Origin of the sequence: Thalassoglobus sp., assembly GCF_048270125.1 — a bacterium.
Classification (GTDB): domain Bacteria; phylum Planctomycetota; class Planctomycetia; order Planctomycetales; family Planctomycetaceae; genus Thalassoglobus.
The window spans coordinates 70,848-85,541 of record NZ_JBLWTN010000025.1; the positions used below are offsets into that span (position 1 = coordinate 70,848).

The 14,694-nt window shown below is 50.2% G+C and carries 9 protein-coding genes; 4 read left to right on the top strand and 5 right to left on the bottom strand.

Translation table 11 applies throughout. From position 1 onward, the window contains the following. Positions 1-593: 593 nt before the first annotated feature. Genes ACN0YR_RS20310 through ACN0YR_RS20320 form a run of 3 tightly spaced genes read right to left on the bottom strand, consistent with a single transcriptional unit; the run spans position 594 to position 4,671 of the window. Positions 594-2,066, bottom strand: a complete 1,473-nt coding sequence (locus ACN0YR_RS20310; protein WP_417851047.1) for a hypothetical protein — start codon at positions 2,064-2,066, stop codon at positions 594-596. After that, positions 2,063-3,712: an ABC-2 transporter permease gene (locus ACN0YR_RS20315; protein ID WP_417851048.1), complete on the bottom strand. Its 1,650-nt coding sequence runs from the start codon at positions 3,710-3,712 to the stop codon at positions 2,063-2,065. The genes ACN0YR_RS20310 and ACN0YR_RS20315 overlap by 4 nt, the downstream gene beginning before the upstream one ends. A gap of 56 nt (positions 3,713-3,768) precedes the next feature. After that, positions 3,769-4,671, bottom strand: coding sequence for an ABC transporter ATP-binding protein (locus ACN0YR_RS20320; protein ID WP_145200528.1), 903 nt, complete (start codon positions 4,669-4,671; stop codon positions 3,769-3,771). A 309-nt stretch (positions 4,672-4,980) separates the two neighbouring features. On the opposite strand from ACN0YR_RS20320, the gene ACN0YR_RS20325 reads away from it, so the two are divergent. Continuing rightward, positions 4,981-6,738, top strand: coding sequence for an ABC transporter permease subunit (locus tag ACN0YR_RS20325; protein ID WP_417851049.1), 1,758 nt, complete (start codon positions 4,981-4,983; stop codon positions 6,736-6,738). Beyond that, complete coding sequence (locus ACN0YR_RS20330) at positions 6,735-8,033, top strand: CNNM domain-containing protein (RefSeq protein ID WP_417851050.1); 1,299 nt, start codon at positions 6,735-6,737, stop codon at positions 8,031-8,033. Before ACN0YR_RS20325 ends, ACN0YR_RS20330 begins: the two co-directional genes overlap by 4 nt. Before the next feature lie 220 nt (positions 8,034-8,253). Here the strand turns inward: ACN0YR_RS20330 and ACN0YR_RS20335 are convergent, their stop codons facing one another. Both ACN0YR_RS20335 and ACN0YR_RS20340 read right to left on the bottom strand, forming a co-directional pair. Continuing rightward, positions 8,254-9,039, bottom strand: coding sequence for a hypothetical protein (locus tag ACN0YR_RS20335; protein ID WP_417851051.1), 786 nt, complete (start codon positions 9,037-9,039; stop codon positions 8,254-8,256). 522 nt (positions 9,040-9,561) lie between these two features. Next, a complete protein-coding gene (locus tag ACN0YR_RS20340) occupies positions 9,562-10,743 on the bottom strand; it encodes a glycine C-acetyltransferase (protein ID WP_417851052.1) in 1,182 nt (393 codons plus the stop codon). Positions 10,744-11,400: 657 nt separating this feature from the next. On the opposite strand from ACN0YR_RS20340, the gene ACN0YR_RS20345 reads away from it, so the two are divergent. Together ACN0YR_RS20345 and ACN0YR_RS20350 are read left to right on the top strand one after the other, a co-directional pair. Beyond that, positions 11,401-13,026, top strand: coding sequence for a hypothetical protein (locus ACN0YR_RS20345; RefSeq protein ID WP_417851053.1), 1,626 nt, complete (start codon positions 11,401-11,403; stop codon positions 13,024-13,026). A gap of 113 nt (positions 13,027-13,139) precedes the next feature. Beyond that, complete coding sequence (locus ACN0YR_RS20350; protein WP_417851054.1) at positions 13,140-14,432, top strand: hypothetical protein; 1,293 nt, start codon at positions 13,140-13,142, stop codon at positions 14,430-14,432. Positions 14,433-14,694: the final 262 nt, after the last annotated feature.

Genomic DNA, 14,694 nt, shown 5'->3' on the forward strand with positions numbered 1-14,694 from the left:
TATTCAGGTCATTGCCAGCGACAGGTGCGTCTGTGTCACAACATCGGCTGAGAACGAGAGTGTGCTCAGTTTCGAAGACACTTCTTCACAATGACTCATCGCAAACGCTAAGTGTATCGACGAATTCAACAAGACTCAAACAGGCAGACACGATTTTCTGTTGCTGCCGTTAGAAATCACGACACGATCTGCTCAAGATTTGAGCTTCTCAATAAAAAAACGTCCCCGATCTTCACCGGGGACGTTTTGACTTAAAGACTTTCGTGTTTCTAGAGCAGCCTGCTCTACCGTGTGCCCGTGAAGAACGCATTTCACTGGTAGAAATGCTGTTCGCCACGAGGCAGAACCTGCGAGCTAATTCGAAAGATGCTCTAATGTCCGTGAAACGTCCTTTTCGTGTGACGAGTCACTCATCTCCACGAGTCAACTCACGTACACCTTTTCAAAAACTTCAGTGGAGAAGTTTTGAAAGTTGTAGCGGGATCTGCCTTGTGGGTAGACGCTATTTCATGGACGTAATCGCTGTTCACGGGTAAACGGTCGAGCAATTTGCTCGACCTCACCCAATTACCAAAAAATCGGCTGCGTACTGATTAACCACCTTGCCAAAGCAGGAAGCGATCAGTGAGGTCTTCTCGTAAGGCTTGATATTCTGGGTTCTCCCAAACTTGCTTCAATGGGAAATCCTCCGGAACTGGTTCCCCGAGGAGTTCAAGAACCGCTTGCCACATCAGGATCGCCTTGATGGAATCTTCAACGGTGTCCGGCTCATCAACCAGCATGACATTACTGCCATCTTCTGCGACATACTGTTGAATGACTGAATCGAGTAGTGCCATTCCTTCTTCAAGGTACTTTTTCGCACCTTCGAAGTCCTGCACGTTTCGATACAACCGGCGACCTTCGGTGAGGTGATAGCGGGCTCGAGTCATTTCGTCTCGACGTTCGATTTCGCAATGACGTTTCCATTTATCGTAAGATGTGGTCTTACGATACATGTTTTGCCACTTTTGCTTGTCGGCAAGTGTCATTTTGTCTTCCTCGGCAAGTTGCTCGAGGACGTTATTGTCGTATTCGAGGATAATCGTGCCGCCACCGCTCGATTCGATTCGCTTCCGTCCGTAGATGTCGGTCCATTCGCGATAGGCGTCGCTCCAGTTTTTCTGGCTTTCGTTCGCCCATTGCTTGTAGACATTTTCACGTCGAGCAAGTTCCTCTTCGGGCTCGAGGTTGAGTGTTTCGATTTCATCGAGCTGGTCCGCCACTCCGTCCTGCTGATGGAAGCGTGCGTACTCCATCAGGCAACGATAGGGGTAGGCCACAAACAAGGCCTGGTCCATCCGATGCTGTTCCACATTCGGCAGTTCCAGTGTGTCGTTCGCTTTGAGATACCACTCACGGGCGACTAAGTAATTGTCGATTCCTTTGGGGTTGATGGTCTCATCAGGTCCTCCGCCCCAGATCTCAACATTCGGGTCGCTTAGAAAGAATTGGCGGTAAACTTCTTTTTCGTCAGCGACGCCGATCTTTGTTCCAAAGAACTGACCAGTGCTGAACTGTAATTCGGGAACTTTTTTGTTTCGTTCTGTTCCTCGAATCATGAACTTTGCCCCACGCTTCACCCAGTGATAACGATCTTTGACATCGTCGCACTCGGCAGAGACATTGTAGGTTAAGTTCCATGCCTGGTACTCCCAGACAGCCTTAAAGTGCGGCTGCAACAGGATGATGGACTCAACCGTTTCGGCGAGTTGGTTGAAGTTTTTCGTGGTCCGGTAGTGGTCGGCTTTCTGCCACAACCAACTCGCGGCAACTCCGCGCATCCCCAGTAGAACCAGGTTCCACGAGGCACTGGTTGGGTCAACATCACCGAGGCTGGACTCTCCCAATTCGTACTCAGTACGCAATTGGGCCAAAGTTCCTCCACGAGAGCCTTCGTTTCTTGTTCCGTCTTCCTTCAGGACCGCAGGGGTCGAAGGAGGACCCAGGAACAAAACCGGAATGAGTGCTAACAAAGCAACTCCGGCATAAAGCAGCTTTCGCTGCTGAACAGTAAGTTTGCTCATTTGTGCTCAAGCTCCCGTAATTGAAGACTAAAATAACCGAGAATAATTAATGGGAATAAAAATCCGAGAGTGATCAAAATGCTTGGCAGCAACGCTCCTGTCCAAGGGACGTCATACCCGTTGGCAGTGTATTTGTTCATGCTGAAAAAAGTGAAATCGGGAATGACAGAACGGACCACAAACAGGATGTTGAAGACTGTCTCGTCCAGCTTCTCTATAATATCTTTCGCAATTCCGAGGTTGTCGGGAAGGGGGGTTGTTTGATTCATCCCTGTGACAAGCCGGTAAATCGACTCCAACATCCCTCCACCAATGATCTTGCCGTCTTGTCTTTCCTGCTGCTGTTTGACTGCTTCATTGACGAATTCGTAGATCACATTTCCCATGATGATCATGGAGCCTGTGAGCAATGTTGAGACCGGTCCTTTGACGAAACAGCTCGATGTCGTTCCGATCGAGACGACCAGAACCAACATAAACGCCAATCCGATATTTGCTTTCAGATAGGAAGACAAGAAGGATCGGTCTTCCATTCGAACGAAGAGATCCCCTTCGGCGCAACCGATATACTGTTGATCGTCGATGCAGGCGATTTCAACGGTTAATGAACCGTTATCGATCAGGTCGTCGAACAGATTTGCGACTTTCGCATTCGCTCCGACCTCGTAGCTCTCCTGGTATTCAATCTCACCCGGAATTACGACGACTGCGAGTTCAGGGTCCTGTTTGTGTTCAGCAACAGGGTAAGATTTTTCAATCGGGATCCGCAATTTTGTGGTCGGATTGACGAGGGTGATTTGATACCGAGTCTGCTCTTCGATATCGCCCTTATATGTTCGGAACGCTTCAAACTTTTGCTCAAAGCGAATCTCTCCACGTTTTCTCAGCTCTGCTGTATCGAGGTTGTCAAACTTCCAGATGGCCCGCGCTTTTGAGAGCCCCTCAATATAACCCCGGTATTCCCAGATATCTCCAACGTTCGTACCTGTCTCCGAAGGTTGACCAGTGCGTGTGAGGAAAGAAAGGCTTCCATAGGCTGGTACACGCGCGATCAATTGGTCCTTCGCCTGTTGCGGAACCTGTCTTTGAATCCAAACGTATCCGAAGATCGAAGTGACGGCGAGAACTGAGAGTACAACACCGGAATAACCGACGATACGACCGATGACAATTTCGCTACGGCGAACAGGCTTCGTGACGACGGTGTGCATTGACTTCGCTTTGATATCTGCCGGAAGACCCCAGCAAGAAATCAAAATCGCCATCAGGTTTAGCAAGAAGTACATGATAGTCATCACGAATGTGATGTACGGAAGAGCGGGCTTTTCTGCGTCGGAACTGGATAGAAACCAGCCGCCGAACATGAACAGCAGCAGGAACAGAAAGCCAATCACGAAGGCTTTCCGACTAATCGCTTCTTTGATTGTCAGCGACGCGATGGCTCCGATGCGACCCGGTGAAAGACGTGTTAAATCACGGAATCCACGCTTCAGAGTATTCCAGAACACGCGAGGACCGGACGTCCCCCGGTATGCAAGCGATCCAGCAAAACCGGCTGCCAGGCCGATGACCGAACATGCCACAATAGCGATGACCCAATTCAATAACGCTGCGGCAACGTCAAAGGATGGTGGTTCAATAGACATGATTACCTCAGTCCGAAATGTTGTATGGGGAGAATTTCAACGGCACCAAGCGGAACTTAGGCGCTTTCGCTCGTTGGACGTTCGCCCGGTTCGAACCGACGTCCTGGTCGTGCTTCACTCTCAGCAACAGTTCGTAGGAAGAGGTCTTCTAAAGTCGAAGTCGGATGAGAAATGTTTTTCACGTCCGCTCCATGTTTTTTCAGTGTTTCTTTGACATCACGAATTGCTTCTTCACTCAAAGTGCTTGTCAGCAGTTGAGTCTCATCGTTTGAAGACAGCAGTTCCTGAACATTTCCGATCACTTTCAGCTCACCGCGGAAGAGGATCGCAATTCGGTCGCACACATCCTGAACATCTGCCAGCAGGTGGCTGCACATGACGACGGTTTTCCCCTCGTCACGAAGTTTCAGGATCATGTCCTTCATGTCCCGCGTTCCGAGCGGATCGAGTCCACTGGTCGGTTCATCAAGAAGGACAAGTTCCGGGTCGTTGATCAAGGCTTGAGCTAATCCAATTCGGCGCGTCATCCCTTTTGAATACTCTTTGAGCTGTCGCCGCCGTGCTTGATCCAAGCCGACTCGTTTAATGAGTTCATCGCTTCGTTTCCGGCGTTCCGCTTTCGACATCTTGAATAACCGCCCGTAAAATTCGAGCGTTTCATCCGCATTCAGGAAGCGATACAGATATGATTCTTCCGGCAGGTAGCCGATCCGTTCGTTTTTTTCGACGTCATGTGCGGGCTGACCCAGGATTCGAACCTGACCTTCAGATGGGAACAGGAGTCCCAGCAGAAGTTTCAAGGTTGTCGTTTTCCCTGATCCGTTCGGCCCCAACAAACCGAAAATTTCACCACGTTTGACATCCAGGCTTAAAGAGTTGAGAGCCTTGACTTTAGAGCGTCCCCAGAAGTCTCGATAAACTTTCGAGAGGTTGCGGATTTCGATTACAGAATCTGACATCAGTTCCTCTAGGTTGTTCGTGAACAGGAGCGGATGCTCCGATACAAAGAAACGAAAATAATATAAATGCGGAATCTGTCCCGAATTTGGAGCAGAAGAGTCACTGTCTCAATAATAAAAAAGATTGTGACACAAATAACACACGTACACTTTACGGATCAGACCTGGGACTTTCAACGAATTCGGCACCTCAACATCAACACCTTCGCATAAAATTTGCAGGTCCCCTCATAGCCACTTTCGTCGTCAGCGTTTATACTTCGCGTTCTGAAATTTCAATTCGATAACCCAGTCCACGCGGAGAATGCGTTGCTTGCTGGACCACTTGTCACCCGTGAACTCACTACTGACCCACGAAAACCGAAGCACTTCGGGATCCGAGCTGGCTATGCGGCAGCCCTGACTATTCTGGTATTCACAGGTGCGCAAGCGACATTTGCGCTCGCTCCGCCGCGTGGTTTAGGCGATATTTCCCGTTTTGGCGTCTTCATCTTCAACTTGCTCAGCTTTGTGCAGCTGGTTGTTGTTCTTGGGACGTCGTTGCTCTTCACAGCAGGAAGCGTGGCTCAAGAAAAAGATCGTCGCACACTCATTCTACTGTTAATGACAGATCTGCGGTCACGCGAGCTTGTGATCGGGAAAGCGATCGCCAGCCTGCTGCCGATTTTTGTGATGATTCTGGTCTCTGTCCCGATCTTCACATTATTGACTCAGCTGGGGGGAGTGACGTTCGAACAAGTTGTCTGGTTTGAGGCCCTCTGTTTTGTCACCGCATTGGCAGCTGGGAGTTGGGGGACGCTCGTCGCATACTGGAAAGAGAAAACTTTTCAGATCATTGCTATCACATTAATGGGGGCAGGACTTTTTTTGGGAGCTGTCGAGACGGTCGGTTTCTTTGGGGGAGAAGGCTCGTCGCTGGCCATGATTGCTGGTGCTCTCAATCCGTTTCGTGCACTTGGTGACATTCTTAATCCACTTACAAGCCAGCCAAGTGTTGCGATTCCGACAGTTCAAGCGTGGCCCGCAGTTGCAGGGTTGTTTGTGCTGGCATCCGGAATTTCGATCTGGACCTGTTTACGCGTTCGAGTCTGGAACCCGCCACGTACGATCTTTATTAAATCTGAAGAACTCAGTGCAGCTGATAAGACGAGCGAGGATCGCGAAAAGGAACCATCGCACGTTCGCGATTCACGCACGATCTGGGAGTCGCCAATTATCTGGCGAGAGATTTGTACACAGGCCTACGGTAAAAAAGTCGGACTCATTAAGGGAGCGTACTTTGCGTTCGCTGTGGCTTGCATCTTCTGGCTGCGGCAAATTCCTGAAGAGACCACATTCATGCTGGGAATTATCTCAGCACCTGGCTTGGCATTCACCCTGCTTTCACTGATCTCGTTCATTTTGATCAACGCTCAAGCGGTGACCTCCTTAACGTCCGAACGTGATGGCCAGACTCTGGAACTCCTGCTCGTCACGGAGGTCACAGCCAAAGAATTTATCTTTGGCAAGATGGGTGGTGTTCTCTTCAATATGAAAGAAGTGATTCTCGTCCCATTTCTGTTTGTGGCGATGTCCTGGATGCGCGGCGAGATGAATCTGGAGTCGCTCATTTTTGTCATCATCGGAAACCTGACACTGGTTCTGTTCGCCACGGCGCTCGGAATTCACTCTGGCTTGTCCTTTGAAAACTCGCGATCAGCGATCTTGAACAGTTTGGGGACTGTCTTCTTTCTGTTCATAGGAATTTTTGTCTGCATGATCTTGATTGTCGAAGCTCGCAGCTCATTCGAGATGCAATTTGTCCCATTCATTGCTTTCATCGGTGGGGGCAGCCTGGGACTGTGGATGTCACTTACGCATAAGAATCCTTCGACTGCCTTGTCGATTTGCGGATTGATCCTGCCGTTCATGACGTTCTACGCCATTGTCAGCTTTTTACTGGGGAATACAGCCGCTGTGCTGATGGCGGTTTTGTTCCCGTTCGGCTTCACGATTACTGCAATTCTAGTCCCTGCGGTGAGCGCTTTCGATGTTGCTCTTGGACGAACGACAACTGATCGAGGATGAACGAACTTTTCGCGACAGTCTCCGTGTGGCTGCCTGGGGCGCTCTTTATGAGCATGCTCATTCTGGCGTCGGCTTTTTTCTCGGGAAGTGAGACGGCATTATTCTATCTCTCCAGAGAAGAATTGCGTCGCCTGCATTCAGGGGGGGCAAGTGCGAGGCAGGCTGCGAAACTGATGCGTCAGCCAGACCAGCTACTGACGGTTGTTCTGTTCTGGAATCTGGTCATCAACCTGACTTACTTTTCCATCAGCCTGGTGACTGCCAAGCGACTTGTGGAAGCTGGCGCTCCGACGATGGCCGGAGCTTTCAGTATCCTTTCGCTCCTCGCCATGATCCTGTTCGGCGAGGTCGCTCCGAAAAGCCTTGCCGTATTATTCCGCAGGACGATCGCAGTTTGGGCGAGTTGGCCACTCTCTGGGGCTGTGCGTGTTCTGGCTCCGATCCTGCCTGTTCTGGGAGCAACAACACGCGGATTACGCAGGGCGATGTGGCCGCAATTGAAAGCAGAGCCTTATCTGGAATTGGACGATATCGAAAGAGCCATTGAGACTTCTGAGCTTGGCACAGAACTCGTTCAACTTGAACAAAAAATCCTCGGGCGAATTTTGCATCTTTCAGAAATGACGGCAGAAGAACTGATGCGTCCGCGCGGGACTTACGAAATCTATCAGTCTCCGGTGACCGTAGAGGATATCTACAATCATTCTCGGATGCCGGCCTATCTGTTGATCGGCGGTGAAGATAGAGACACAATCAGTTCTGCCATCCCACTTGATGAGATCAGTTCACTTCCAGAGCGAGATCTGGAAGCAATTGCGGAACCGGTCACCTATGTCCCCTGGTGTGCGACCGTGGCAGAATCTCTCAGCCAGTTACGGTCTCAACTGATTAGCATCGCTGTGGTGATCAATGAGTATGGGGAATCGATCGGCGTGATCACAGAAGATGATATTCTCGACACGCTTCTCGACCCGGAATCAAGCAGGGCAAAACGTCTCTTGGACCGTGAACCGGTTCGACGGCGAAAAGATGGAAAGATCATTGCCGAAGGGGTGACGACACTCCGCTATTTGTCGCAATGGCTCAAAATTGATTTCGAGCCGGACGAAGACAGGTTGCTAACCATCGTGGCGTTAATGCACGAATCCCTCGAGCGATTCCCCGAGGTTGGAGATGAATCGATTTGGGAAGGCTTACACTTTCGGGTCATCAAAGAAGGTGGACCTGGCGAACCGATTCTGGTTGAGGTCGCAAAGTATGAACCTGCGACCGACGACGAATCGAATTCTTCGTAAGAGAATTACAGTTTCTCTTGTCTCCGCGAAGATCTCTTTTATGACTTCAACTTTGATGGCTTCATAAACTGCAAGTCACGAGGCAGGACGTCCACATCATCAGGACTGATTCTGAAGTTGATCTCTCGACTACTGAAAAGAGTTCATTTCACAGGTTGCTGGCCCAGTGCTACGGGAAATGAACGAAAGTGCTCTTTCTGATGGCTGGCGTCGCGAAGAATCAATTTCCTTCGGGAGCAGCTTTTCCTCGCTCAGGTTGGTAGGTCCATTCGGGCTCACCTTTGAACTGGAACTCCTTCGATGTCGGGTCGAACTCATCTCCGGGGCGATAGAATCGTTGAACAATAATTTTCCGCCAGATTTCCGGTTCTTCAATCGTCCCTTTGTTTTCATACCCGTTTGAGAAACCTGTCATAAGGATTTTGAAGTGGTCGGTTTTGGGGTCAACACCCTTCCAGGTCGCCACACCGTAAATCCATGGCTGCTTTTCAGCATCCTCTGCCACAGTTTCCGGGAAGTCCTGAATCACTGAAACAGAGTTATTCAACGGCACACGTTCGATTCTCTCGATCTCTTTGATCGCGCCAGGCAGCACCTGGTCCGGGAGAATTTGATTCGGGATCTCAGTGTTGGGATCGTCGTAAGTCACGAGCGTAAACTGCGGGATAAACTGCATCGGTCCCGGCAAAGGATCAAGTTGGTTCACAGCGAGTGTGTCACTCCCCTCACGCGAACGAAGAGGGCGATTGATTGCACGCCAGACGAGATACCAGACTTCTGCTTTCTTGGCATCACTTGCTTTTGGATCAGCAGGATCGACCCAGGCAAGGCGGACCAGTTTGATCTGCACTTCCATAACTTGCAGCGATGGTTGTCGAATCACTTCTGCGTTCAACGCTGTCGAAGGGATTCGTCGATCAAAGCCTCGCGTTAGCTGAGCTTGAGCATCGACTGCAAGAGTCAAGATCATCGCTGAAGTGAGTACAAAGCAAGATGAAAATTTCATTCTGTAACCATTCTCGGTCGAATGTTTGAGTCCCTGTCCGGAAACCTTGGTCGCGAAGCCTTTCATTTGGATGAAAAGCGGCAAGCAGGTTTTAGGATCAGTTCTAGAAAGATCGATTCATTATCCAAACTCCGATAGCCAGGTCAAACCGAACCAGCATCGAACTTCCCCTGTTTGGTTTTCGATGATAACTCAGTCTGGAAACCAACGAACAGGCCGACTTTCATCGATTGATGACAAACCTCTGGTCACGCTTCCAGTTTTTCCGGATTTGCAGAACCTGAATATGTCGAGAATGAAGCTTTGATGTGAAACATCCAAAAAAGCAGCAGGATCGACACAACCGCTACTTTACCACGCATTCGTGATTCTCGTGTTCGTGCAGGGCATCTTTCATCACTGAAATGGCGACTCTTCTCAATGTCAATTAATTCCCCCAGTCATTCTCCGGAGACTAAGCGGGCGGCATCAATTGGGGAATCTGTCGAGTCCAGATGAGCCCTGATCTTCTCGGTGAATCACTTATAATCCGAGTTCAGCTTTCACGGCAGCGAACTGTTCCAGCGCGAACTGCAAATCTTCTCGCGAGTGTGCGGCGGACATTTGGGTTCGGATTCTTGCCTCTCCTTTGGGGACGACGGGGAACGAGAAACCGGTGACGTACACTCCTCGTTCGAGGAGTTCATCCGCCATACTGTTTGCCAAGGCGGCATCGCCGAGCATGATCGGGACGATAGGATGTTCGCCGGGGAGGACCGTGAAACCGAGTTTTTCGATTTCAGTTCGGAAGAAAGTTGTGTTCTCTTTGAGCTTTTGAATCTGAGATTTGTCTTCGCTGAGGAAATCAAGGGCTTCAATGGCAGCAGCCACAATCGGGGGAGCGAGAGAGTTTGAGAACAGGTAAGGACGTGAGCGCTGTCGCAACCAGTCAATGATTTCTTTACGACCAGATGTATATCCTCCACTCGCGCCGCCGAGGGCTTTGCCAAGCGTTCCGGTAATGATGTCGACCCGGTCCATGACGTCGCAATGTTCATGTGTCCCGCGACCGTTTTCACCGACGAACCCGACTGCGTGGGAATCGTCCACCATGACAAGCGCGTCGTACTTCTCTGCTAAGTCACAGACTGATTGCAGGTTGGCAAAATACCCATCCATCGAGAAGACGCCGTCTGTGGCGATCAGCTTGAAGCGAGCCGACTCAGCCTGCTTGAGTTGCTCCTCCAGATCGTGCATGTCGTTATTTTTGTAACGAAAACGCTGTGCTTTGCATAAGCGAATGCCATCAATGATGCTCGCATGATTCAAGGAATCAGAGATGACAGCGTCCTGATCTGTGAGAAGCGTTTCGAACAGGCCGCCGTTGGCATCGAAGCAGGACGAATACAGAATCGTCTCTTCCATGCCGAGAAAGTCGGACAGTTTTTGTTCAAGCTGGTGGTGAATCGTTTGCGTTCCGCAGATGAAACGGACCGATGCCATCCCGAATCCCCACTCATCCAAAGCTTGTTTAGCGGCTGCCACAATTCTCGGATGATCCGCCAAACCCAGATAGTTGTTCGCGCACAGATTCAAGACTTCTCGCTCTGCAACAAGAACACGCGCGTTCTGCGGCGTCTGGATTTTGCGTTCTCGTTTTTCCAGTCCCTGTTCGCGGACTTCTTCGAGTTGTTTTTGTAATTGCTGTTGAATTGAGCCGTACATTGGGAGTTCCTGATTTGTTTCGCTGGTCGCTGGAAGTCTCCAGCGAAACGGGTCTATGCCTCTGACAGTTCCAAGTTTTGCATCTTGGATGACTTTTCAGAAGTGACAAGGTCTGCTTTGCCCGGAAAATCGTCATCAGATCGCAAAGAGGCGTTTCGCGTCAAGGTGCAGCTGGATCTGTTCGAAATTTCTCCCGGTCCGATTATTCCTCGCCACCTCGACCAGCGGCTTCGATTTGTCGATCACCTCTGTCAGAGTTCTCGGGAGGTGTGAAAAGGGTGTGTTTTGTAGACGTATCGCTAAAACTGGTTGTCGTTGTGCAATTCGTAAGTTTCGTCAGTATTCGTGCGACCCGCAATGATGGCAGGTTTTTTGATTGTGAACTGGGCTCTCTCAGTTCTTGGTCGACTTCGCTGTCCGAGTAAATCTAGAGTCCTAGAACACAGTCTCTTCGCTCTGATGCCATCTCAATTGTTTCGATTGATGATTTGATTGTCTTGATGGCTGAGCGGTTTAAGAACCTGTCCGGTGACCGATGCTGTGAAGGCTTTCTCGCAAATCGAGGAAGCAAACTCAGGGTTCGGATTGTTTCCGGACGACTCAGGTTGCAGCAGACTGAGGGTGTCTCAAGCTTTCTCTTATGATAAGTTCCGTCCCATGAGTACAGTCCTTGAAGACGTTGATCAACATCCGGTCGAAGAGACTCCCGTGACCAGACAATACCAAACTGAAGATGGACAACCGAATCTCGCTCTTTTGGAGGATCGTACTCCCGAAGGGCTGAAAGCCTCTAGTGCTGTGACGCTGATTATCGGCGCGCTCGGGACGTTGTTCGTTTTGCTCAATTATTCGCCTTTGTGGCATACCGATTTCTGGGGACATCTCCTTTATGGGGAATGGATCTGGTCTCACGGTGCGCTTCCCAAAACAGAACCGTTCATGCCTCTTTCAGTCGGTATGTCATTGACTGACACTGCCTGGCTGAGCCAATTGATCGGCTATCTCACGATTGAACAGTTCGGAGTGCCGGGAATTCAATTCCTGTATGCCTCGTCGATTGTTTTTGTCGCTGGCTGTCTGGCGTTTTCGCTTTATGCCCGGACTCAACACGCCGCTATTTCATTGCTGGCAGTCTTCTTGTTCTACTGGGCAGATTACCAACAACTGGCAATCGTCCGCCCTCAACTGACCGGGATGATGTGCTTCGCTGCGGTTCTGGCGATGGCGACATCTTTCCGTTGGCGAAAATGGTATTACGTTGCGATTCCTGCGATCTTCGCGATTTGGGCGAATCTTCATGGCTCGTTTATCGTCGGCATTGTGACGCTCGGGGCGTTGACCGTCGGTCGCGCAATCGATGTGCTGCGTCGAACCAGAAACGTCAAAATGGTGCTTGCAGAGTCGCGGACACGGCAGTTGTTTATTCTGACCGAACTCGCAGCCGCGGCGGCATTGCTTAATCCATACGGAATTGGAATTTATCCAGCTGTCTTCTCGATCTCCGGTCATCCGAACATGGCCGGAGTGATTGAATGGGAGCCGCTCACTTTGCGAATGAAACAAGGTCAGGCGGCTGCGGTCCTCGCTCTCAGTTTAATCGCGCTGTATCGGCTCTCACCGCGTCGCGTGACGACAGGGGAAGTCCTGTTGTTAGTCGGCTTCGGAGTCGGGGCGATGTGGACTTCAAGGATCATTGTCTGGTGGGCACCTGTCGCTGCCTACTATTTTGGACTTCATGCAGCAGCGGTCTGGCGAGTTTGGATGAAGTCGCGACCAGCTGCACCGAAACGAGGCGGATTGTACTCCGTTTCCATTCTGGGACTGTTGTGGATTTTCTTTGCATACACACCGTTTGGAGGCACAGTCCTCCATGGCGGCCCCAAGACTCCAGAGGAAGCTCAGAAGCGGTTTGAAAAAAGTGTTTCCCGGTCGACACCTCTCGAAGCTGCCAAATACCTGAAGCAGCATCCACCACAAGGGCAGATTTACAACACGTTTGACTGGGGAGATTACCTTCTTTGGGCAGGTCCAGAGAACTTGCAGGTCTTTGCTGCTTCGCACGTGCATCTCATCCCTGAAGAAGTCTGGGAGCACTACAACGCCGTCTCCCATGGCTCGTCATCATGGCAAGCAATTATGGATCGTTACAGCGTGAACACGATTGTTTTGAGGCCGAGCAGGCATCCTGCACTGGTTGATCGAATCAAGCAGGAAACAGAGAAATGGAAGACGGCTTACGAATCCAATACCACAATAATCTTCGAGCGTAAGAATCCGATTTAAAGCAAAGTCAAGATTGCTCTTTACGTTCTGCTCGCCACGAGGCAGATCATCTATACAGCGTTTGGAATTGCGCTGCATCTGCTGAACACTGACTCAACTTTTGAGATCCTCAAATGAAAAAGAAATCAACGTTCAAAACATTCAGCATCGTGCAGCTTCTTGTTCTGGGAGCATTTTCGATCGCGTTGATTGTCAGCAATTCACAAGCTCGGACTGATTTGAAGGTTCAGTTTCTCGGGAAGGAACCGTTCGTTCCCGTTCCTATCCCGCGTGAAGAGCCGGTGCAGATCGAGCGAGAATATAATCGGCCTGATCTTGTTTCCGATGAAGCGTTGGCGGCCGTGTTGGAGAAAATCCAACCACGTTTTGATCATACTGAAATGAAGCCAAACCACATCGAGCACGCCTTGCGGACTTGGGGAGTGAAGGCGACATTTCAAAATCCGAACGCAGTATCTGGTCAAGAGATGCTCCGGTTCCTGACGGACCACAGTGTGTATATCGATTCCTGGGGAGAGAGGATGAAAAATTTTCCCTTGCTTGAAGAGAAGCCGACAGGCATCCGCGTTCGCTGGGGAAAAGAAATTTGTGCGTCGTATCATCACGATCATCTGATTGCTTGCGTAACGGAAGCGGGAGCCAGATTGGATACTCCGGTCTATGGACCGTCACGTTCTGACCATACTCTTTACGATGTCGTTCAGGAGTCTCTGCGAGACTTCCGGCTTGATGAACGCGAAGTCGAGTGGACCGCAATGGCCTTCGGATTGTGGATTGCCCCGACCAATGAATGGGTTGGGGACGGCGGTCGGAAGTATTCGTTCGACCTGTTGGCGAAACGTTTAATGCGCGGCCAAAAAGAACTGGGCGTTTGCAGCGGGACTCACCGCGTTTACTCGTTGGTGCTCTTGATTCGTCTGGATGACAAGTTCGAAAACATTCTCAGTGATCCTGTTCGCGACACAGTCTACGCGCATCTCGAAGATGTTCGAGATCTGATCATCGTCAGCCAGTTTCCTGACGGTTCATGGCCGGGAAACTGGCCAGACGGAGCAGAAGCGGTGAGCAATCCAAGCGACGAAGATATTTATAAGAAGGTAATCGCTACTGGGCATCATCTGGAATGGTTGTCGATTGCTCCAAAGGATCTTCATCCACCGGATGAGCAGATCAAAAAGGCGGTTGACTGGGTTGTGGCAACGACGAAGTCACGGACCCGCGCCGAGATCAAACAGCGATACACTTTCTTCAGCCATGTCGGATCTGCTCTTGCCAACTGGCGACAAGTCCATCCTGCAGATTTCTGGCACGAATGGGAAAGGGAACATCCCTACGATCCAGCACTTGAAGATGATGGCTCAATTCAGAAGAGCGAGAAACAACAAGCAAACGCTGAAGAGCATTAGAGCAGGAAATAAGGTGTGCTATGCGGACCGAATACGTTGACGGTTGGATGCAGAAAGATCCATCGATTTAATGTTCTCTCCAATTATAATTCAACTCGAAATTCGCCCTCAAACAAAACACACCAGCCTAAACCTGGTGCGCATGCGGCGGCTACTGTCCCTTGGGATGTCCTCCATGGTCGTGGTGAAAATTCTGTGATTGCCGCTTAGGTTTATTCGACGCAACATCTTGACGCATCACAACTTTCCTCTTTTCTGTTGA